This window comes from Streptomyces sp. NPDC006602 (assembly GCF_042870385.1).
In the GTDB taxonomy this organism is placed as follows: Bacteria; Actinomycetota; Actinomycetes; order Streptomycetales; family Streptomycetaceae; genus Streptomyces.
The window spans coordinates 146,250-167,452 of sequence record NZ_JBIAHG010000016.1 but is presented as its reverse complement, the minus strand read 5'-3'; the positions used below and the strand labels follow the sequence as shown (position 1 = coordinate 167,452).

Sequence of the window (21,203 nt, the reverse complement as noted above, 5' to 3'; positions counted from 1 at the left end):
AACCGTCCCACCGACAGGGCCTACGCGAGGCCGTAGACGCGCAGGGCGTCCGGGTAGCGCGTCACGATGAAGGCGTTGCCGAGGATCTGCGAGCCGATACCGTGGGCCAGGTCTTCCTCGCCCACCTGCCCGAGAGCCTCACCGACGAGGTGCTGGGGGGAGCTGCGCGGCAAGGAGGCGGAGTGGACGAGCGAGCGCCTCGCGGCCACCCGGGCACAGGTCCGTGAACAGGGGCACGTCGTGACGCACAGCGGCGTCATCCCGGGCATCATCTCGGTCGCCGCGCCCGTCTTCGCGGCCAACGACCCGCTGCCGCTCGCCGTCTCCGTCGTCCTGAGCGAGGGCCTCGCCACCCCGGAGCACCTCGCAGAGGTGACCGGCGAACTGCACGACACCGTGTGCCTCGGCCTCGCGCGAGCTGGGGTACCTGTCGTAGGTGCTTTACTCGACGGGACGCGGACCGGCCACCTGGTCGTAGTAGGACTCGGCCGACGGGCCGAGGATCTCGTGGGCCTCCAGGAACATCTCGTGCGCCTCGTGGCCCACCCAGCCCGCCGGGAGGAGTTCGGTGGGCAGGTCCGGGTCGCGGAAGGGGAACTTGCGGTAGTCGTACGTCAGCCGCATGCGTTCGACCAGCGCCTCCTCGGGGCTGAGGTGCCCGGCCCGGTAGGACGGCATCCGGCTTCGGTAGGTGCGCAGCAGCTCCCGGTAGTCCTCGTTGAGGGTGGCGAGGTCCCAGCTGCGTGCCGCCATCTCGCGGTCGACGGGCAGCCCGCCGGACTGGCAGCGCAGGGTGTCCAGGCGTACGGCCGGCTCGTCCGCGAACTTCTCCCGGACCTGCTGCAGCCGGTCGTGCGGAGAGACGTAGGTGGAGGGGGCCAGGGGGCCGAAGCCCAGCCAGGCCAGGTCCTTGCGGATGCGGTCGCGGATGCCGCGCTCGGTCTCCGGGACCGAGTAGATGACCATGTACCAGTGCCGGTCCCAGTCGGACGGCGCCCGGTCGAAGATGCGTGAGCGGCCCTCGTCGAGGAGCTGGAGGCTGCGCTTGTTGAGCGCGTAGAGCGTCTCCCTGCCCTCACGCCGCACGTCGAACCAGCCCTCCTTGCGCAGGCGCGCGAGGACCACCCGCACCGTGCTCTCGCCCACACCGAAACAGCCCATCAGGGTGCTGAGGGTGCGCAGCCGAGCGGTGCCGCCGCGGTAGCGGACGTAGTCGCCGAACAGGTCGAAGACGATCGATCGAGGCTTCACCGAACCGACTATGTCACACGGACGGCCGTCGTGAAGATGGGCCGTACAGCCACGAGAGCCCGTTTCTGGACACGGAAAACAGCCTCTTCAATGCGCGACAAATTATTGACGTCCGTGTATCCATTGACACAAGACGCTCGCGGGCTGAGGCTGGGCCTGTACTCGACGTGGAGGCAGGAGCCATGGTTTCTCGGATCGCTTGCGTGGGAGGCGGCCCCGGCGGGCTGTTCTTCGCCGCACTCATCAAGCAGGCCGATCCGTCGGTCGAAGTGACCGTCTTCGAGCGGAACCGCGCGGAGGACACCTTCGGCTTCGGCGTGGTGTTCTCGGACGCGACCCTGGCCGCCATCCACGCGGCGGATCCGGTGCTGCGCACGGCTCTCGCCGAGGACGGCCGGCACTGGGACGACATCGAGGTGCGGCTGAAGGGACAGCGGATCCGGTGCGGCGGCAACGGCATGGCCGCCATCACCCGCAAGACCCTCCTCCAGCTGCTGCGCCGACGCGCCGAGGAGGTCGGCGTCGAGCTCCGCTTCAGCCACGAGGTCCCCGCGGATCCGGCGCAGCTGGCCGACTACGACCTGATCGTGGCCGCCGACGGGGCGAACTCCCGCTTCCGTGACCGGCTCGCCGACGTGCTCGTGCCGGAGGTGGAGGTCGCGACCGCGAAGTTCATCTGGTTCGGCACCGGCTACCTCTTCGACGGCCTGACCTTCGTCCACGAGAGGGGCCCGCACGGCACCTTCGCCGTGCACGGCTACCCGATCGGCGACGGCGTCAGCACCTTCATCGTGGAGACGGACGAGGAGTCCTGGCGGCGGGCCGGGCTCGACGAGTTCGACACCGCGCAGCCGCCGGGCCCGAGCGACGACAAGAGCAAGCAGTACCTGGAGAAGCTCTTCGCCGAACAGATCGACGGCCACGAACTGCTGGTCAACAACTCCCGCTGGGGCAACTTCCGCACCCTGCGCACCCGCCGCTGGCACAGTGGCAACGTCGTCCTCCTCGGCGACGCGGCGCACACCGCGCACTTCTCCGTCGGCTCCGGAACCAAGATGGCCATGGAGGACGCCGTCGCCCTCGCCGACAGCGTCCTCGCCCACCGCGACGATCTGCCCAGCGCCCTGGAGGCGTACGAGGCGGCGCGGCGGCCCTCGGTGGAGAAGATCCAGGGCTCCGCCCGGCCGAGCCTGTCCTGGTGGGAGCACTTCGGGCGCTACCACGACGCGTTCGAGCCGACGCGGTTCGCCTTCCACTTCATCTCCCGCAGCATCGGCAAGGAACGCATCGCGCGCCGCGACCCGGACTTCGTCGAACAGGTCGTACGGGACTGGCGGGCGGCGCACGAGGGTCTCGATCCCCTGGACACGCCGTTCAGGGAGTTCGACGGACGGCGACTGACCGCGGCGGAGCTCGCGGCACTGCGCACCGAAGGGTGCCTGTGGCTCACCGCACCTGACGGCGAGGCTCAACTACCTGAGGTCTACGACCAGTTGGCCGACGCCCTGAGCAGTGTCGCACCGCCGGACCTGATCGCCGTACAGGGCGGAACCCCGTTCACCCGGTCGCTGCTCGCGGAGCAGGCCCGGCTGGTGCACGGCGTAGCCGTGCTGATCGTGGAGGACGGGATGGACGACGACCGGGCCGAGACGCTGCTGCTGTCCGGGCGCGCCGATCTGGTGGGGCGCGCCGATCTGGTAGGGCGGGAGCAGGCATGACCATGAAACTGACGCCGATGTTCGCGCCCGAGGGCGTGGTCGTGATCGGCGCCTCGCGGCAGAGCGGAAAGCTGGGCGCCGCCATGGCCCGGTCCCTGGCCGCCTTCCCCGGAGCGCGTGCCCTGGTCAACGCGCGCCGCCCCGAGCCGGACGAGGGCGTGTACGCCTCGGTCGCCGAAGCGGTCGCGCACACCGCCGGACGACTCGACCTGGCCGTCCTGTGCGTGCCCGCGGCCGGCAGTGCGCACGCGCTCGCCGAAGCGGCCGCCGCCGGCTGCCGTGCCGCGCTGGTGTGCGCCGGCGGTTTCGGCGAGGCGGGCCCGGAGGGCGAGGAACACGCGGACGCAGTCCGCCGCGTGGCCCGGGACGCTGGGATCCGCATCCTCGGCCCCAACACCTCCGGCTTCTTCGCCCCTCACCTCGGACTCACGGCCAGCTTCGTGCCCGCGGCCGGGCAGCTGCCGGCCGGGGACATCGCGGTGGTCGCGGCCAGCGGCGGCGTCAACCACGCGCTCTCCTTCGACCTGGTCGCCGCCGGTAACGGCATCAGCCTCGGCGTAGGCATCGGGGCAGGCCTCGACGTCACCGCCGCGGACGTCCTGGAACACCTCGTGGAGGACGGTCGTACGACGGCCGTGGCCCTGCATCTGGAGACGGTTCCGGACGGGCCACGGCTGGTGAACGCCGTACGCCTGCTGGCCGCCGTCAAGCCGGTCGTCGCTCTGGTCGTCGGGCGCAGCGACGTCGGTGACTTCGCCCGCTCGCACACCGGGGCGCTCGCCACATCCTGGCGCACGACGCGGGCCGCGCTGCGGCAGGCCGGAACGGTGGTCGTGGACGACGAACGGGAGATGGTGGACGCGCTCACCGCGCTCTCCCGCATCCAGCTGCGCCCCCACCCGGACCCGGGCCTCGGCATCGTGACCGCCCAGGCCGGGCCGGGACTGCTGCTCGCGGACCGGGCGGGGTCCGACGGCATCCGCATGCCGGAGCTGACCGAGACCACCCAGGCCACGCTCAGGGAGCTCCTGCCCCCACTCACCTACCAGCGCAATCCGGTCGACACCGGCCGGCCCGCCGAGACCTTCGCCCGCGTACTCGCCGCCACGGCCGCGGACGAGGCGGTGGACCTGCTCGCCGTCTACGCCCTCACCGAGCCCGACAGCGTCGACCTCGCCTCGGCCGCGCAGGCCGCCGGACTCGGAGCGGACTCCCCGGCCGTCGTGGTCGTCGGCGGCCTGCCCGAGGACGTCGCCGAACAGCGGGCGCGGCTGCACAAGGCGGGGATTCCGGCGCTGACCGGACCGGCTTCGGCCGCCGGTGCCGTACGGGCGCTGGTGACCCATGCGCGACAGCGGGCCGTGCGGGACGACGCGCCTGTGCCGTCTGTGCCGTCTGTGTCCTCTGTGCCGGCTGTGCCCGAGACGGTCGCATCCGTGCCGTCCGGCGCGCTGGACGAGGACGCCGCCAAGACCTTCCTCGGAGGGCTGGGCATCCGCACCCCGGACCGCGTCGCCTGCGACTCCCGGGCCGACGCCCACTACGCCCTGCACCTGCTGGGCGGGCCCGTCGCGGTCAAGGTGCTCGACGCGGCGATCCTGCACAAGACGGAGATCGGCGGGGTCCACCTCGGAGTGCGCACCCCCGAAGAACTCGACGCGGCACTGGACGCCATCGGCACCGGCCACCGCTACCTGGTGGAGGCGATGGCCCCGGCAGGCGTCGACCTGGTGCTCGGCGTGCGGCGGGACCCCGTGTTCGGGCCGGTCGTCCTCGCGGGGCTGGGCGGCACGGCCGCCGAAGCGCTCGCCGACGTGGCGATCCGGCTCGCCCCGCTGTCCGTCGCCGAGGCCGCCGGGATGCCCGGCGACCTGGCGGCCCGCGCCCTGCTCGACGGCTGGCGCGGCGGGCCGGTACTGGACCGCGCCGAGTTCGGGCGGGTCGCCGCCGCGCTCGCCGCCGCCCTGGCGGCGAGCCCGGACACCGCCGAGATGGAGATCAACCCGCTGCGCCTCACCGCCGACGGACTGATCGCACTGGACGCCGTGATCGTCCCCACCGCTCCACCCGCACAGCACCGCTAAGGAGAACGACCATGCCCAGGCCGAGCAGCGAAGGCGCTGTGCCCTGGCCCGCGGAGTACGCCAGGCGCTACGCCGACAAGGGCTACTGGGAGGGCCACGCGATCGGCGACCGGCTGCACGCCGCCGCCGACGCCGCTCCCGACGCGGTCGCGCTCGTCGACGGCGACCGGCGGCTGACGTACCGTCAACTCGCCGAGCACGCCGACGCCACCGCACTGCGCCTCGCCGCGCTCGGGCTCCGCCCGGACGACCGGCTCGTGGTGCAACTGCCCAACACCGCCGAGTTCGTGATCCTCACGTACGCCTGTCTGCGCCTCGGCGTCATCCCGGTGATGGCGCTGCCCGGACACCGCAGACACGAGGTCGGTTACCTGGTCGAGCACAGCGAGGCGGTCGCCGTGGCCGTCCCCGACGTCCTCAAGGACCACGACCACCAGACGATGGCGTTCGAGATCGCCGAGGACTCACCAACTCTCCGGCACATTCTGGTCCTTGGCGACAAGGTCGGCGACGAAGCCGTGGACCTGCGGGAGTTGTGTGCCGCACCCGGCACTGGGACGGACCGGGCCGCCGTCGACGCCTACCGGCCCGACAGCCGCTCGATCGCCGTCTTCCTGCTCTCCGGCGGCACCACCGGACTGCCGAAGCTCATTGCCCGTACGCACGACGACTACGTCTACAACGCCCGCCGCAGCGCCGAGGTCTGCGCATTCGGCCCCGACACGGTCTACTTCGCCGCCCTTCCCCTGGGGCACAACTTCCCGCTCGCCTGCCCGGGCCTGCTGGGCACGCTGCTGAACGGCGGCCGGGTGGTCCTCGGCTCCCCCAACCCAAAGAAGGCGTTCCCGGTCGTCGAGCGCGAGGGCGTCACCGCGAGCGCCCTGGTCCCGGCCATCGCCCAGCGCTGGCTCGACCACCACCGGGAGCACCCGGGGACCGACCTCGGCTCCCTGCGCGTCCTCCAGGTCGGCGGCTCCCGGCTGGCCGACCACGTCGCCCGCCGCGTGCGCCCCGAATTGGGCTGCACGCTCCAGCAGGTGTTCGGCATGGCCGAGGGGCTGCTCAACTACACGCGCCTGAACGACCCCGAGGACGTCATCTGTACGACACAGGGGCGCCCCATGTGCGAGGACGACGAACTCCTCGTCGTCGACGAGCTGGGCGATCCGGTCCCCGACGGCACACCCGGTGTGCTGCTCACCCGCGGTCCCTACACACCGCGCGGCTACTACCGCGCCGAGGAGCAGAACGCCCGCGCGTTCACCGAGGACGGCTGGTACCGCACCGGCGACATCGTGAGGCTGCTGCCCGACGGCAATCTCATCGTCGAGGGCCGCGACAAGGACATGATCATCCGGGGCGGGGAGAACATCTCCGCGGAGGAGATCGAGAACTTTGCCTACCAGACCCCGGGGGTCGCGCGCGCCGCCGCCGTGGCGATGCCCGACGCCCGGCTCGGCGAGCGGGTCTGCCTCTACGTCGTACCGGAACCCGGCCACACGGTGGCCCTCGACGACGTCCACCAGGTCATGGAGCGCGCCGGTGTCGCCCCCTTCAAGTTCCCGGACCGGCTGGTGACCGTCCCCGAACTCGCCGCCACCAAGGTCGGAAAGATCGACAAGAAAGCCCTGCGCGCCGACATCACGCGCCGGCTCGACGCCGAAGGAACCCCCGATGACCAGTGACACCGGCGGTACCACACCCGTCATAGCCCCGGAGGAGACGGACCCCGAACTCCGCAAGCTGTACGACGGGTTCACCGCGGCCGGGCTCATCCCCCTGTGGACAGAGATCGGCGACCTCATGCCGCTCACCCCGCAGCCGGCGGCCGTCCCGCACGTCTGGCCGTGGGACACGCTGCTGCCGCTCGCCCGCCGGGCCGGTGACCTGGTGCCGGTCGGGCGCGGCGGTGAGCGGCGGGCCATCGCGCTCGCCAACCCCGGCCTGCCCGGCCGCCCGTACGCGACTCCCAATCTGTGGGCGGCGGTCCAGTACCTGGGCCCGCGCGAGGTGGCGCCCGCGCACCGCCACGCGCAGGGTGCCTTCCGGTTCATCCTGGAGGGCGAGGGAGTGTGGACGGTCGTCAACGGCGACGCGGTCGAGATGCGCCCCGGCGACCTGCTGCTCACCCCGTCGATGCACTGGCACGGCCACCACCACGTCGGCGACGAGCCCATGGTCTGGCTGGACGGTCTCGACATCCCGCTCGTGCACCGCCTCGACGCCGGTTTCTTCGAGTTCGGCGAGAACGGCGTGTCGGACCGGTCGACCCCGTCCCGATCGCGGAACGAGCGGCTGTGGGGTCACCCGGGCCTGCGGCCGATCGCGGTCCCGGCCACCCCCAACTCCCCCCTCATGGCCTACCGATGGGCCGACACCGACGACGCCCTCACCGCCCAGCTGGAGCTGGAGGACGAGGGACACCCCGGCGTCATCGAACCCGGCCACGCCGGGATCCGCTTCACCAACCCCGCCACCGGGCGCGACGCCCTCACCAGCATGCGCACCGAGATGCACCGCCTGCGCCCGGGCGCCACCACCGCCACCCGCCGCACTGTGGGCTCCTCGGTCTGGCAGGTCTTCCGCGGCAGCGGCACGGTCACCCTCGACGACCGCGTGATCGAGGTGGCCGACGGCGACCTGATCGCGGTTCCCTCCTGGTGCGCCCTCACGATCGCCGCGGACACCCGGCTCGACCTGTTCACCTTCAACGACGCCCCCGTCTACGAGGCGCTCGACCTCGCCCGCACCGAAACACTCGCCCCCGCCGACACACTCACCGCCACCGAAACACTCGCTCGCACCGAAACGACCGGGAGTACCCGCGCATGAAGCTCGCCACCATCCGCACCGCCGACGGCACGGCGGCCGTCCGCCTCGACGGCGACCGTGCCGTGGAGACCGGCGCCACCGACGTCGCCGCCCTGCTGCGCCGCCCCGACTGGCGTACGTACGCGGCCGCCGCCGACGGTCCGACGCACGACGTGGCGGCCCTCGACCTGGCCCCCGTCGTCACGACCCCGGCCAAGATCTTCTGCGTGGGCCACAACTACCGTGCGCACATCGCGGAGATGGGCCGCGAGATGCCGTCGTACCCCGCTCTCTTCGGCAAGTTCGCCAACGTCCTGCTCGGCGCCCGCGACGACATCGTCCATCCGGGCGAGACGGAGGAACTGGACTGGGAGGCCGAACTCGGCTTCGTCATCGGCTCCCGGCTGCGCCGCCGGGCCACCAAGGAGGAGGCGGCGGCCGCGATCGCCGGCTACACGGTCGTCAACGACATCTCCATGCGGGACTGGCAGTGGCGTACCCCGCAGTGGCTTCAGGGCAAGGCGTGGGAGGCCAGCACCCCGGCCGGGCCCTGGCTGGTCACGGGCGACGAGATCGACGACGCGGCCGATCTGGAGATCCGCCTCGAGGTGGACGGCGAGGTCATGCAGCGCTCGCGCACGTCCGACCTGCTCTTCACCCCGGCGGACATCGCCGTGTACCTCAGCACGTTCACGACGCTGGAGCCCGGTGACCTCGTTCTCACCGGTACACCGGGCGGGGTGGGCGCGGCCCGCGATCCCAAGGTGTTCCTGAAGCCCGGGCAGGTCGTACGGACCGTCGTCGAGGGAGTTGGGGAGTGCGTGAACACCATCGTCGAGGACAAGCAGTGACACCGCTGGACTGGGTGGGGGAGGGGCAGCTCGCGCTGCAGGAGGCGGTCGACGCGCTGCCCGCCGATGCGGTGACCGAGCCGTCCGCCCTGGCCGGCTGGACCCGCGGCCACCTGCTCACCCACCTCGCCCGCAATGCCGACGCCCTGGTCAACCTGCTGACCTGGGCCAGGACGGGGATCCGTACGCCCATGTACGACTCGCCGGACCAGCGCGTCACGGACATCGAGGCGGGCGCCGGACGGCCGCTGGCCGAACAGCAGGCCGACGTACGAGAGTCCGCCGAAGGCTTCCGGAAAGCTGCCGAGGCGCTCTCGCCCGACGCCTGGTCGGCCACCGTCGTCAGCGCGCAGGGCCGCGAGATCCCGGCGTCGGAAGTGCCGTGGCTGCGGGCTCGTGAGGTGTGGATCCACCTGGTGGATCTGCGCGTGGGCGTCGGCATGGACGCGCTGCCGCCCGACTTCGCCTGGGCCCTCGTACGGGAGGTGGCCGGGTGGATGTCGGCCCGTCTGGCCCCGGGTATCGGCGCCGAACTGTCGGCGGACGGCCACGACCCCGTGGTCCTGGGCACACCCGCCCCCGGCGTCACGGTCACCGGACCGCCGTACGCCCTGGCCGCCTGGCTCACCGGCCGCAGCGGTACCGACGCACTGCACATCACCGGTGAACTCCCTGAAATTCCACGCTGGCTGTGAGCCTGATGTGGCTGATCGATCAAAGGAGATCGACATGAGCGAGACCTTCGTCCTGGTGACCGGGGCCTGTCACGGCGGATGGGCCTGGCGCCCGGTCGCGGCCGAGCTGAGAGCCGCCGGGCACCAGGTGCACACCCCCACCCTGGCCGGGCTGGGCGCCGATGACGACCCGCGCGGCGTGACCCTCACCGACTGTGTGAACAGCCTCGTGGACTACGTCGAGAATGCCGGGCTGACCGACATCACCCTGCTCGGCCACAGCTGGGGCGGCTACGTCCTGACGGGCGCGGCGCCGAAGCTCGCGGCCCGGATTCGGCGCCTGGTCTTCTGGAACGCGTTCGTCCCGAACGACGGCGAGTCGCTCATCGACGCGTGCCCACCGCACTACGGCGAGATGTTCCACGCCGTGGCGGCGGCCTCCGGCAACGACACGGTGACATTCCCCTTCGAGGTCTTCCAGCAGGCGTTCATGCAGGACGCCAGTGAGGAGACGCAGCGCCTGATCCACTCCCTGCTCGTCCCGCAGCCCCTGGGCACCTTCACCGAGAAGCCGGACACGACGGCGTTCGCCGCACTCGACATCCCCACCGCCTACATCCTGTGCACGGAAGACCTCGCCCTTCCCGGCGAGTGGGCCTGGGCCGACCGCTTCCTGCCACGACTCAAGAACCCGCTGGTCATCGAGACGCCGGGCAGCCACGAGGCCCTCTTCACCCGCCCCGCCGAACTGGCCGACGCGTTCGTCCGGGCCTGCGCCGCCCGGTAGGCGGCGGTCGCGGCCGGTGCTGGATGCCGCGGGCGGACCGTTCGGCGCCGGCTCTGCTCGACGACTCGGGGGAGGACCGCCCGGATCGGGGAACTCATCGAGCGCCCGAGGTGCAAGCCGCTCTCGCGCCCGGCTTGCCCTCAGTGGATGATCCCCCTTGGGCCGGTCGCATCAGCGACCGGCCCAAGGGGGATCATGGGCACACCTACGCGATGAGAGGTTCAACGATGGAATACCGGCATCTTGGCAACAGCGGCATGGTCATCAGTGAGATCGCCTACGGCAACTGGCTCACCCACGGCTCGCAGGTCGAGGAGGACGCCGCCGTCGCCTGTGTGCGCGCCGCTCTCGACGCGGGCATCACGACGTTCGACACCGCTGACGTCTATGCCGAGACACGCGCCGAGTCGGTGCTCGGGCGTGCGCTGAAGGGCGAGCGTCGCGAGAGCATCGAGATCTTCACCAAGGTGTACTGGCCCACCGGCCCCGGCAAGAACGACCGCGGGCTGTCGCGCAAGCACATCATGGAGTCGATCGACAACTCCCTGCGCAGGCTCGAGACCTCGTACGTGGACCTCTACCAGGCGCACCGGTTCGACCGGTTCACGCCGCTGGAGGAGACCATGGAGGCGTTCGCCGACGTGGTCCACTCCGGTAAGGCCCTGTACATCGGTGTCTCCGAGTGGACGGCCGATCAGATACGGTGGGCGCACGCTCTGGCGCGGGAGCTGCGGATCCCGCTGGTGTCGAGTCAGCCCCAGTACTCGATGCTGTGGCGGGTGATCGAGGGTGAGGTCGTACCGACCAGCGAGGAGCTGGGCATCGGACAGATCGTGTGGTCACCGATCGCCCAGGGTGTGCTGACCGGCAAGTACCTTCCTGGGCAGCAGCCGCCGTCCGGGTCACGGGCGACCGACGACAAGGGCTCGGCGATGATCAGCCGCTTCCTGCGCGACGAGGTGCTCCAGGCGGTGCAGCGGTTGAAGCCGCTGGCCGACGAGGCCGGCCTGACCTTGGCTCAGCTGGCGGTCGCGTGGGTGCTGCAGAACAGCAACGTGTCTGCCGCGATCGTCGGCGCCTCCCGGCCGGAGCAGGTGGCGGAGAACGCGAAGGCGGCCGGTGTGAGGCTGGACGTGGATCTCATGGCGCGCATCGATGAGATCGTGCTGCCGGTGGCGGAGACGGATGCGCATCTGGTGCATCAGAGCGTACCGGCGCAGCGCCCCTGAACCGGCTTTTCGGCAGTGGGCTCTGGGGGCGAGGATCCCTGGTGCAGCCCCTGTTCGCGGTTCTGGTCGCGGTGCGGGCCGGACGTTTTGGAAGGATGGCGGCGCTCCCCATAGAGGGCGGGCCGCCTGTGGCCCGGCGCGGTCCTGCCGAAGCTTCGGCCCGCGCCGGGCCTTGATCGCATTGGCGGTCCGCCCCGCTGCCGGCGCCGCGGACGGTCCGTACATGGTGTGCCCGGAGGACCGGTCCGTACATGGTGTGCCCGGAGGACCGGACGGTACATGGTCTGCCCGGACACCACGATGTCGGCGGCGGCCGGCGCGGTTCGCTGAACCTGCGCAACTCACGAACTGCCGGGAAGCCCGAGCTTGCGGCCACCGTCGTCGGTGTCGGTCGGCACGGCGGCAGGACGGACCTTCCGGTGACCTGGAATCCCGCGGCTGCGGGGGCGTTCGACACGCACGGCGTCGTGACCCTGCACGGCGTGGCACGGGTCGTCGACGGCGGCGAACTCGTACGAAGCTGAGGCCGGCACGGGGGAGGGGAGCAACCGCTGAGCTCCCCCTCCCCAACCCGGGGCCGGACGGCGGCCGTTGAGAGGACGCGGACCGTTCGTTCGGCCTGTCGAACTTCGTTCGAAACTCTTGACGTTGCCCCACGCCCCGATTGACACTCTCGCAACACGACGTCACACAGCCGAAACGACCCGGTGCCCACGGCCGAGGCTCCCGCGTCGCCTGCCCGATCGCCCTTGCCTTCACCCCCCGTCCGCCGTCGGCCATGCCTCAGCAGGGAAACCCCACATGACGTACACCGCAGGTCCGCGCAGCCGCGCGAGACGCTGGGCGGGCCGCATCGCCGGTCTGACCACCGCGTCGCTGTTCCTGGGCCTCACCGCGCCCGTCGTCCCCGCACAGGCGGCCGTACCGGCGCAGACCGCGGACATCACCGACGGGCTGGCCCTCTGGTACAAACTCGACGCGGACTCCGGCAACACCGTCACCGACGCTTCCGGCAACGGCCGCGACGGCACGGTGAGCGGCACCGCCGACTGGTCCGGCACCGGCCAGGGGCTCGCCTTCAACGGCTCCGACACCTACGTCAAGGCCCCGAACGACGTCATGAAGGGAATGAACGCGATCACCGTCTCGACCGACGTGCTGATCGACTCCGCCCAGAAGACGCCGTACTTCGTCTACGGCTTCGGCAACTCCAGCGGCAGCAGCGGGAACGGCTACCTGTTCACCACGGGCAACGGCCTGCGGACCTCCGTCGCGACGGGCAACTGGTCGACGGAGCAGACCACCAAGCCCACCGACGGGCACAACCTGACGCGCGCGGTGTGGAAGCACATCACCTACACCCAGACCGGCAGCACGGGTGTGCTGTACGAGGACGGCGTCGAGGTCGGCCGCAACACGTCGGTCACCATCACTCCCGGTGCCATCGGTTCCGGCACCACCACCGCCAACTACATCGGCAAGTCCGTGTACTCCGGCGACAATCTCCTCAAGGGCAGGATCCGCGACTTCCGGGTGTACGACCGGGCGCTCGACGGCTCCGAGGTCGAACAACTCGCCCTCCCCGTCGCCACCCAGGGCGTCGCTGACGACAAGGCCGCGTTGAGCCTCGGCGACACCAGCGCCGTGACGGCCGACCTGGCTCTGCCGAGGACCGGCACGGCCGGCGGATCCACGATCAGCTGGGCGAGCGACAACCCGGCCGTCGTCTCCGCGGCCGGCGCCGTCACCCGCCCCGCCGCCGGCGAACCGGACGGCCACGCCACGCTCACGGCGACCCTCAAGAAGGGCACCGTGAGCGACACCCGGACCTTCGACGTCACGGTCCTGCCCGCCTTCGACGACGCGACGGCCACCCGACAGGCCGCCGAGGCGCTCGCCGTCCACAACCTCGACGACGTCCGCGGCAACCTGACCCTCCCGGCGACCGGTTCCTACGGCACCGCCGTCACCTGGTCCTCCGCGAAGCCGGACGTCGTCTCCGCCGACGGCGTGGTCCACCGCCCCGCGCACGGCGCCGGCGCCACCACGGTCGAGCTGACCGCGACCGTCACCAAGGGCGAGGCGAGTACGCCCCGCGCCTTCACTGCCAAGGTCCCCGAACTCCCCGTCAAGGAAGCCCTCAAGGGCTATATGTTCAGCTACTTCACCGGCGAGGGCACCGCGGACGGCGAGCAGCTCTACTCCGCCCTCAGCAAGGGCAACGACCCGCTGAAGTGGAGGGAGTTGAACGACGGCAAGCCGGTCCTGACCTCCACGCTCGGTGAGAAGGGCCTGCGTGACCCGTTCATCATCCGCTCGCCCGAGGGCGACAAGTTCTACCAGATAGCCACCGACCTCAGGATCTACGGCAACGGCGACTGGGACGCCTCCCAGCGCACCGGCAGCAAGTCCATCATGGTCTGGGAGTCCACCGACCTCGTCCACTGGACGAACCAGCGGCTGGTCAAGGTCTCGCCCGACAGCGCGGGCAACACCTGGGCGCCGGAGGCGTTCTACGACGCGAAGCTCGGCCAGTACGTGGTCTTCTGGGCGTCGAAGCTGTACGACAACGAGGCGCACTCCGGCGACACCTACAACCGCATGATGTACGCGACCACCCGCGACTTCTACACCTTCAGCGAGCCCAAGGTCTGGATCGACCGCGGCTACTCGGTCATCGACTCGACCATGATCCAGCACGACGGGACGTACTACCGGCTGTCGAAGGACGAGCGGAACAACACATCCTCCACCCCGAACAGCAAGTTCATCTTCGAGGAGAAGAGCGACTCGATCCTGAACCTGTCCTGGACCGCGGTCGCCGAGGGCATCGGCAAGGGCGCGATGAACGCCGCCGAGGGCCCACTGGTGTTCAAGTCCAACACCGAGGAGAAGTGGTACGCCTTCCTCGACGAGTTCGGTGGCCGTGGCTACCTCCCGTTCGAGACGACGGACCTCGCTTCCGGCTCCTGGACCCCGTCCACCGGCTACGACCTGCCGGCCAAGCCGCGCCACGGCACGGTGCTCCCGGTCACCCAGGCCGAGTACGACCGGCTGCTGCGCGCCTACCAGCCCGACCAGCTCGTGGAGAGCGTCGAGGACGTCTCGGTGAAGACCCGCGTCGGCGACGCCCCGGTCCTGCCGGCCACCGTGATCGCCGAGTACGCCGACGGCGTCAAGCGACCCGTGGCCGTGACCTGGCAGGACGTCCCGGCCTCGCAGTACGCGCAGGCCGGCACCTTCACGGTGACCGGCAGCCTGCCCGACGGCGCCGTGCTCCCCGTGCGCGCCGAGGTCACCGTCTCGACGGACGGCCCGGACGTCCCCGCCGACCTCGTCCTGCACTACGGCTTCGACGAGACCGGCGGCAACATCGCCCGTGACTCCAGCGGCCACGGCTACCACGGCACCTATGTCCGTACGCCCGCCTTCGGCACCGGCGTGGACGGCGGCTCGTTCAAGATGTCGGGCGACTCCACCACCTCGCCGTATGTGAAGATCCCGAACGGTGTGCTGAAGAACGCCGACAGCGTGACCGTGTCGACGTACGCCAAGTGGAAGGGCGGCGACAACTTCCAGTGGCTGTTCGGACTCGGGCCCAACAGTGACAGGTACATCTTCGCCACCCCCTCCAACGGCGGCTCCAGCCTCTACTCGGCGATCACGAAGGCGAGTTGGTCGGCTGAGTCGAAACTGACGGCCGGCTCGCAGCTCACCCCCGGCCAGTGGCGGCACGTCACCGTGACCCTCGACGGCTCCACCGGCACGATGGTCCTCTACGTCGACGGCATCGAGGCGGCCCGGGCGACCGGCGTCACCACCAAGCCGTCCGAGCTGTACGACGCCGCCAAGGACTACAGCGGCTATATCGGCAGGTCCCTGTACTCGGCCGACCCGTACTTCGGCGGCGAGGTCGACGACTTCCGCATCTACGACCGGGCCCTGTCGGCCACGGACGTCATGGAGCTCAGCGGCAACACCGCCGGCATCGCCAAGGCGACGCACCCGGCGCTGAAGGTCGACGCCCTCATCGACAACGGGAGCAGCAGGATCACGCTGCCGCTGAAGGAAGGCACCGATCTCACCGCCCTGGCACCGGAGTTCACCCTCGCCCACGGCGCGGCGATCAGCCCCGCCTCCGGCAGCGTCCACGACTTCACGAAGCCGGTGACGTACGAGGTGACCGGCTCCGACGGGAAGAAGCGCACCTGGACGGTGGCCGCGCTCATCATGAAGAGCCCGGTCCTGCCGGGGCTCAACGCCGACCCGAACATCGTGCGCTTCGGCGACACCTTCTACCTGTATCCGACCACCGACGGCTTCGAGGGCTGGAGCGGCACCCAGTTCAAGGCGTACTCCTCCACCGACCTGGTCCACTGGCAGGACCACGGCGTCATCCTTGACCTCGGGCCGGACGTCTCCTGGGCGGACAGCAGGGCCTGGGCACCGACGATCGCCGAGAAGGACGGGAAGTACTACTTCTACTTCTGCGCCGACGCGAACATCGGCGTCGCGGTCTCCGACTCGCCGACCGGACCGTTCAAGGACGCCCTGGGCAAGCCGCTGCTCAAGGCGGGCCAGTACAGCGGCCAGATGATCGACCCGGCCGTGTTCACCGACGACGACGGACAGTCGTACCTCTACTGGGGCAACGGCCACGCCTACATGGCTCCGCTCAACGACGACATGACTTCCATCGACACCTCGAAGGTCGAGGACATCACTCCCAGCGGCTACAACGAGGGCACTTTCGTCATCAAGCGCAAGGGCACCTACTACTTCATGTGGTCGGAGAACGACACCCGGGACGAGAACTACCGCGTCGCCTACGCCACCGGCTCCTCTCCCACCGGCCCCTGGACCAAACGGGGCGTGATCCTGGAGAAGGATCTCTCCCTCGGCATCAAGGGCCCCGGCCACCACTCGGTCGTCCACGTGCCGAACACCGATGACTGGTACATCGCCTACCACCGCTTCGCAATTCCCGGCGGTGACGGCACTCACCGCGAAACGACCGTCGACAAGCTGGAGTTCGACTCCGACGGCCTGATCAAGAAGGTCGTCCCCACCCTCACCAGCATCGACCCGGTCACCGTCGTGCACGCCGGGCCCGACGCCGACGGCACCGAGGGCGACGCGATCCGACTCAACGGCACGCTCTCCGGGGCGGGCAGCCCGAAGTGGGCGGTGGAGAAGGGAGCGCCCTGCACGGTCGCCGACCCGGGGTCCGCCCAGACCACCATCACCTGTGCCGACGACGGCACCTACGAGGTCACACTGACCGGCGGCCGCAGCAGCGACACGGCGACCGTCGAGGTCGCCAACGCGGCGCCGGCCATCACCTCGGCGACCGGCCCGCAGTCAGCGGCGCCGGTCGGCACACAGGCAGTCGTCACGGCCGCGTTCACAGACCCGGGCACCGACGACACCCACACCTGTGAGGTCGACTGGAAGGACGGCACCCGGCCGCAGTCCGGCACGGTCACCGCCACCGGCTGCCGGGCCGAGCACGCCTACGCCACGGCGGGCATCCGCCGTCCGGTGATCACCGTCACCGACGACGACGGGGCCTCGGACAGCAGGACCCTGCCCGAGCTGATCGTCTACGACCGCGCCGCAGGGCCCGCGCTGGGCGTCGGCGTCATCACCTCCCCGGCCGGCGCCTACCCCGCCGAACCGGACGTGGCCGGCCAGGCGGCCTTCTCCTTCTCCGCGGCGTACCCGAGAGGAGCGACTGCCCCGCTCGGGAAGGCGACCTTCGACTTCGGTCCGGCCCGGCTGAAGTTCCGCTCCACCGCGTCCGACTGGCTCGTGGTCACCGGCTCCCAGGCCGTGTACCAGGGCTCCGGCACCGTCGACGGCACCGGTGGCTACGGCTTCCGGGTCACCGCCACCGACGGCCCGGACAGCTTCCGAATCAGGATCTGGTGGAAATCCACGGGTGATGTCGTCTACGACAACGTCACCACTCCGAAGACCGTGGGGGTCATCACCATCGGCACCCACTGAACCGCACGAACGGTCCGGCTTCAGCCGGTGCGGGAATCGAATCCAGACCCTGTGCTGCGCAGCAGCACAGGGTCTGGATGACGTGTGACACAAGGCGTTGGCGGCCAGTTGACGCCGAGGCCGCGCGCAGCGTGGACTGCCACATGTGGCGGTGGGTGTCGACCATGCCGGGAATCAGCAGGGCACCCTTCGCCTCGATGACCGCTGTCGCCTGTGGCGCGGCCGGCCTCTTGCCCACGGCTCTGACATCGCGCGATGGGCGCGGTGGGACGTGGGAAAAGCCCCCGCGGGCGCGGGCGTCAGGCGAGCGCGTCGGTGGGGTCGTCGTCACCGTCCCGGACGGTCGGCACGGGGATGTGCCGGGACGGTCGGCGTACGAGTGTGTCGACGAACCGTTCCACCACCTGGGCGACGCCGTCCTCGTCGTTGGCGGGGGCGCGATGACGTGTGGCCCGCAGGACGTCCGGATGGGCGTTGGCCATGGCGTACGAGTGACCCACAGCGGTGAGCATGGGCAGGTCGTTGGGCATGTCGCCGAAGGCGGCGATCTCGTCGCTGCCGACGCCGAGCCGGCCGCTGACGAACTCGCCGACGCCCCGATCCGGCTCACGATGACCGGGGGCCACATCACCCACCGGACACGGTGACACCGCTCTCCTCGCCCGGAGCACCTCGATTCGCCCGTACCGGATGCCTGCTCATGATCGAGACCCGGTTGAACGCGTTGATGGTGACCGCTACCCAGATCGCGGCGGAGATCTGGTCATCGGTGAGGACCTGTCGAGCGGCGTCGTAGGCGGATTCCTGTGCGACGGCATCGGTGGGGTCGGTCGTGGCCTCGGCCAGTGCGAGGGCCGCACGCTCCGTGGGGGTGAACAACTCGGTGTCCCGCCAGGCGGCCAGCACTCCGAGCCGCCGCGCCGACTCACCCGCGCGTACGGCCGCCTTGGTGTGGGTGTCGAGGCAGACGGCGCAGCCGTTGATCTGCGACACGCGGAGGTTGACCAGCTCCACGACGGTGCGGTCGAGACCCGCCTCGGCGGCGACCGCGCGCACCGCTACCGACGTCTGCACCAGGGCGTGGAAAGCCTTGGGGCTCTGTTTGTCGATGAAAATCCGCATGTCTCCTCGTTGTCTACTTGTTGTGGCCCTCACTCTATGATCATGGCATCATAGTTGACGCAACAACTAGATTCCATGGGAGGTGGTCTCGGTGAGCAATGTCGAAGCCGAGCCGGCAGTGATGAGATGTGGGGCGTCGGTCGACGGCGTACGGCCGACCGGGGTGCCACGGGTCGACGTGCTCCCCGCGCGGGAGGTTCCCCTGGGCGGACCGCGTTCGATGACGGTGCGGCGGACGCTGCCGCAGCGGGACCGCCCGCTGATCGGAGCCTGGTGCTTCGCCGACCACTACGGTCCCGACGAGGTCACCGACAGGGGCGGCATGGCGCTGGGCCCGCACCCGCACACCGGGCTGCAGACGGTGAGCTGGCTGTTCGGCGGGGAGGTCGAGCACCGCGACACGCTCGGTACCCACGCCTTGGTGCGCCCCGGGGAGATCAACCTCATGACGGGCGGGTACGGCATCGCCCACTCGGAGGTCTCCACCCCGCGCACGACCGTCGTCCACGGCGTTCAGCTGTGGGTGGCGCTGCCGGAGGAGCACCGCAACGCGCAACGGGACTTCCAGCACTACGCGCCCGAGCCCGTGCGCATGAAGGGGGCCGAGATCAGGGTCTTTCTCGGCTCGCTCGCCGGTGAGGTCTCTCCGGTGCGGACGTTCACACCGCTGCTCGGCGCCGAGATCATCCTCGAACCGCGAATGACCGTCTCCCTTTCCGTGGACACCGGCTTCGAGCACGGCGTTCTCGTGGACAGCGGGGACGTCCGTGTGGCCGACGCCCTGTTGCACCGGGCGGATTTGGGCTATGTCCCGCCGGGTGCCGACGCGTTGACGCTGACGAACGAGTCGGACGGTCCGGCGCGGGTGATTCTGCTCGGCGGCACCCCGTTCGAGGAGGAGATCGTGATGTGGTGGAACTTCGTCGGCCGCACTCACGAGGACATCGTCAAGGCCCGCGAGGACTGGGAGGCATCCTCCGAGCGCTTCGGCACGATCGAGGGATTTCCCGGGGGCCGGCTTCCCGCGCCCACCCTGCCCAACGCCACCATCAGGCCGCGCCGCAACCCGCCGCGTCGCTGATCCGTTGGGCGGGTGTCCGGCGCCTGGCCGACGCGGACGCGTTCCATGACCGGGACGAGCCGTGGGGCATCGCCCCACTGGCCCTGGCTGACCAGCAGGGCCGGTGAGCGGTCCGCCATCGCCAGGGGCGGGTGTCAGCTGCGGGTGGCGGCGTTACGGCAGGTCCGCGGTGCCGGTGCTGGTCCTCAGTTGGTTTCGAAGGCGCCGAGATCCGGGGCCTGCCCTTTGTACGGCAGGCCGACATTGACGCCCTTGTCGATCAGGGCGCTGTTCGCCGCGAGGTGGAGGCTGGGCAGCACGGGCAGACTGCCGTCGGCCCCGCGGGGCGCGTCCCATCCGGAGGTCGAGACGCTCTGGAACTGTGCGTCCGACAGGGTGATGCCCAGGTTCCACGAGTTGTTCGCGGCGCTCGTGCCGGTCATGTTCGACGTCAGGGTGCCGGTGTAGGCCAGGTTGTTGCGCAGATTGCCCCGGCCGACGGCGGCGCCGCTCGAGTCGACTCCCAGCATGTTGAAGTCGGGGTGGTTTCCGTAACTGGTGTTGTTGAAGTAGTCGTTGGCGACCGGGTGGTGGTTGGCGTAGAACCCCGACGCCCTGTTGAGGAAGGCCACCGACGTGCGGACGGTGTGCTTGACGGCGCCGGCGTCGTAGTCACCGCCGTAGCCGCCCGCCTTGAAGCCGGTTCCGTTGCCTGCCGCGGTGGTCGATCCGGGCATGTACCCGTTGCGCCACGCCCAGGAGTTCTCGATGGTCACGGACGAGTAGGCGCTGATGAGGTCGAATCCGTCGTCGGCGTTCCACCACGCGCGGCAGCCCCGGAACACGTTCCCGGGATTGTTCGCCGAGATGTGCGCGCCGAATCCGTCGGCGTTCTCCCCGGCCCCGTTGGAGGAGTTGGTGTCGTAGTTGTCGTGCGAGTCGGTGTTGAGGACGAGGTTGTTGCTGCCGTTCTGGATGAACAGGCCGGGTCCCATGTGGTGGTGGGTGTTGACTTGCTCGAAGGTGTTGTTGCTCCCCGAGATCCAGATCCCCCAGGACTCGTGGTTGAGTTTGTTGTTCTGCGGGACACCGGTGACTTCCAGCCCCTTGAGGTGGATCCAGCTGCCGGTGACGTCGAAGCCCTTGATGCGGCAGTCGTCCTTCATGCCGGAGAAGTTGAAGACCGGCTTCTCCCCGGGGTAGGCCCAGTACCGGATCGGACTGCCCGAACTGCCGCTCTTGCTCAGGGTGATGGCGTCGACCCGGTCGGTCTGGCTCGCGCAGCTCTTGATCCCGTGGGTGTAGCTGTAGGTGCCGCCCCGTAAGTACACCGTGTCGCCCGGCTGGGCGACGGCCTGCGCAGGGGCGATCGTCGCCCAGGGGGCGGCCTGCGTCCCCGCGGCGCTGTCGCTGCCGTTCGGGGCGACGTAATAGACGCTCGCCGCCGCCGCGTTGCCCGCGGCCGTCGAACCGGCGGGGACGGCGAAGGGGGTCACCGCGACCACCGACATCAGCAGGGCACGTCCGACGATCCTGACAGGTCTCATCACTCACTCCAGGTCTTGTTGTTCGCTCGGAAGAAGGGGCGCGGGCGCGTCGGTGCCGCG

At 70.3% G+C, this 21,203-nt stretch carries 14 protein-coding genes and 2 pseudogenes; 12 read left to right on the top strand and 4 right to left on the bottom strand.

Annotated elements, in window-relative coordinates:
* Window positions 1-66: 66 nt before the first annotated feature.
* Window positions 67-336, top strand: a pseudogene (locus ACFYO2_RS32240) (hypothetical protein); the annotation flags it as partial.
* Window positions 337-441: 105 nt separating this feature from the next.
* On the opposite strand, the gene ACFYO2_RS32235 reads toward ACFYO2_RS32240, so the two are convergent.
* Window positions 442-1,251 (bottom strand): PaaX family transcriptional regulator C-terminal domain-containing protein, encoded by an 810-nt coding sequence (locus ACFYO2_RS32235; protein WP_388356011.1) that lies wholly within the window; start codon window positions 1,249-1,251, stop codon window positions 442-444.
* Window positions 1,252-1,454: 203 nt separating this feature from the next.
* On the opposite strand from ACFYO2_RS32235, the gene ACFYO2_RS32230 reads away from it, so the two are divergent.
* The 10 genes from ACFYO2_RS32230 (at window position 1,455) to ACFYO2_RS32185 (ending at window position 17,414) form a co-directional block, all read left to right on the top strand.
* Window positions 1,455-2,969 carry an FAD-dependent monooxygenase gene (locus tag ACFYO2_RS32230; protein ID WP_388356009.1) on the top strand — a complete coding sequence of 505 codons (1,515 nt, stop codon included), beginning with the start codon at window positions 1,455-1,457 and terminating at the stop codon, window positions 2,967-2,969.
* Complete coding sequence (locus tag ACFYO2_RS32225; protein WP_388356007.1) at window positions 2,966-5,053, top strand: acetate--CoA ligase family protein; 2,088 nt, start codon at window positions 2,966-2,968, stop codon at window positions 5,051-5,053. Before ACFYO2_RS32230 ends, ACFYO2_RS32225 begins: the two co-directional genes overlap by 4 nt.
* 11 nt (window positions 5,054-5,064) lie before the next feature.
* Window positions 5,065-6,738, top strand: coding sequence for a (2,3-dihydroxybenzoyl)adenylate synthase (locus ACFYO2_RS32220; RefSeq protein WP_388356006.1), 1,674 nt, complete (start codon window positions 5,065-5,067; stop codon window positions 6,736-6,738).
* Entirely contained in the window at window positions 6,728-7,885 is a 1,158-nt protein-coding gene (locus ACFYO2_RS32215; RefSeq protein WP_388356004.1) for a cupin domain-containing protein, read from the top strand. The genes ACFYO2_RS32220 and ACFYO2_RS32215 overlap by 11 nt, the downstream gene beginning before the upstream one ends.
* The gene (locus ACFYO2_RS32210; protein ID WP_388356002.1) at window positions 7,882-8,715 is read left to right on the top strand and encodes a fumarylacetoacetate hydrolase family protein; all 834 of its coding nucleotides are present in this window, start codon (window positions 7,882-7,884) and stop codon (window positions 8,713-8,715) included. The genes ACFYO2_RS32215 and ACFYO2_RS32210 overlap by 4 nt, the downstream gene beginning before the upstream one ends.
* Window positions 8,712-9,410, top strand: coding sequence for a maleylpyruvate isomerase family mycothiol-dependent enzyme (locus ACFYO2_RS32205; protein ID WP_388356000.1), 699 nt, complete (start codon window positions 8,712-8,714; stop codon window positions 9,408-9,410). Before ACFYO2_RS32210 ends, ACFYO2_RS32205 begins: the two co-directional genes overlap by 4 nt.
* A gap of 34 nt (window positions 9,411-9,444) precedes the next feature.
* Window positions 9,445-10,176 carry an alpha/beta fold hydrolase gene (locus tag ACFYO2_RS32200; protein WP_388355999.1) on the top strand — a complete coding sequence of 244 codons (732 nt, stop codon included), beginning with the start codon at window positions 9,445-9,447 and terminating at the stop codon, window positions 10,174-10,176.
* A gap of 227 nt (window positions 10,177-10,403) precedes the next feature.
* Window positions 10,404-11,405 carry an aldo/keto reductase family protein gene (locus tag ACFYO2_RS32195; RefSeq protein ID WP_388355997.1) on the top strand — a complete coding sequence of 334 codons (1,002 nt, stop codon included), beginning with the start codon at window positions 10,404-10,406 and terminating at the stop codon, window positions 11,403-11,405.
* A 251-nt stretch (window positions 11,406-11,656) separates the two neighbouring features.
* Window positions 11,657-11,929 (top strand): hypothetical protein, encoded by a 273-nt coding sequence (locus ACFYO2_RS32190; protein WP_388355995.1) that lies wholly within the window; start codon window positions 11,657-11,659, stop codon window positions 11,927-11,929.
* A 277-nt stretch (window positions 11,930-12,206) separates the two neighbouring features.
* Window positions 12,207-17,414 carry a family 43 glycosylhydrolase gene (locus tag ACFYO2_RS32185; RefSeq protein ID WP_388355993.1) on the top strand — a complete coding sequence of 1,736 codons (5,208 nt, stop codon included), beginning with the start codon at window positions 12,207-12,209 and terminating at the stop codon, window positions 17,412-17,414.
* A 299-nt stretch (window positions 17,415-17,713) separates the two neighbouring features.
* Here ACFYO2_RS32185 and ACFYO2_RS32180 read toward each other — a convergent pair.
* A pseudogene (locus ACFYO2_RS32180) lies at window positions 17,714-17,983 on the bottom strand (HAD family hydrolase); the annotation flags it as partial.
* 58 nt (window positions 17,984-18,041) lie between these two features.
* Window positions 18,042-18,536: a carboxymuconolactone decarboxylase family protein gene (locus tag ACFYO2_RS32175; protein WP_388355991.1), complete on the bottom strand. Its 495-nt coding sequence runs from the start codon at window positions 18,534-18,536 to the stop codon at window positions 18,042-18,044.
* 91 nt (window positions 18,537-18,627) lie between these two features.
* Between ACFYO2_RS32175 and ACFYO2_RS32170 the strand changes: the two genes are divergently transcribed.
* The gene (locus ACFYO2_RS32170; protein WP_388355989.1) at window positions 18,628-19,617 is read left to right on the top strand and encodes a pirin family protein; all 990 of its coding nucleotides are present in this window, start codon (window positions 18,628-18,630) and stop codon (window positions 19,615-19,617) included.
* A 185-nt stretch (window positions 19,618-19,802) separates the two neighbouring features.
* Here ACFYO2_RS32170 and ACFYO2_RS32165 read toward each other — a convergent pair whose 3' ends face one another.
* Window positions 19,803-21,143 carry a right-handed parallel beta-helix repeat-containing protein gene (locus tag ACFYO2_RS32165; RefSeq protein WP_388355987.1) on the bottom strand — a complete coding sequence of 447 codons (1,341 nt, stop codon included), beginning with the start codon at window positions 21,141-21,143 and terminating at the stop codon, window positions 19,803-19,805.
* Window positions 21,144-21,203: the final 60 nt, after the last annotated feature.

Bases quoted from the DNA above. Each gene is read 5' to 3' on its own strand.
- ACFYO2_RS32225 (WP_388356007.1), top strand. From the start codon at position 2,966: ATGACCATGAAACTGACGCCGATGTTCGCGCCCGAGGGCGTGGTCGTG.
- ACFYO2_RS32220 (WP_388356006.1), top strand. From the start codon at position 5,065: ATGCCCAGGCCGAGCAGCGAAGGCGCTGTGCCCTGGCCCGCGGAGTAC.
- ACFYO2_RS32215 (WP_388356004.1), top strand. From the start codon at position 6,728: ATGACCAGTGACACCGGCGGTACCACACCCGTCATAGCCCCGGAGGAG.
- ACFYO2_RS32210 (WP_388356002.1), top strand. From the start codon at position 7,882: ATGAAGCTCGCCACCATCCGCACCGCCGACGGCACGGCGGCCGTCCGC.
- ACFYO2_RS32200 (WP_388355999.1), top strand. From the start codon at position 9,445: ATGAGCGAGACCTTCGTCCTGGTGACCGGGGCCTGTCACGGCGGATGG.
- ACFYO2_RS32195 (WP_388355997.1), top strand. From the start codon at position 10,404: ATGGAATACCGGCATCTTGGCAACAGCGGCATGGTCATCAGTGAGATC.
- ACFYO2_RS32190 (WP_388355995.1), top strand. From the start codon at position 11,657: ATGGTGTGCCCGGAGGACCGGACGGTACATGGTCTGCCCGGACACCAC.
- ACFYO2_RS32185 (WP_388355993.1), top strand. From the start codon at position 12,207: ATGACGTACACCGCAGGTCCGCGCAGCCGCGCGAGACGCTGGGCGGGC.
- ACFYO2_RS32175 (WP_388355991.1), bottom strand. From the start codon at position 18,536: ATGCGGATTTTCATCGACAAACAGAGCCCCAAGGCTTTCCACGCCCTG.
- ACFYO2_RS32165 (WP_388355987.1), bottom strand. From the start codon at position 21,143: ATGAGACCTGTCAGGATCGTCGGACGTGCCCTGCTGATGTCGGTGGTC.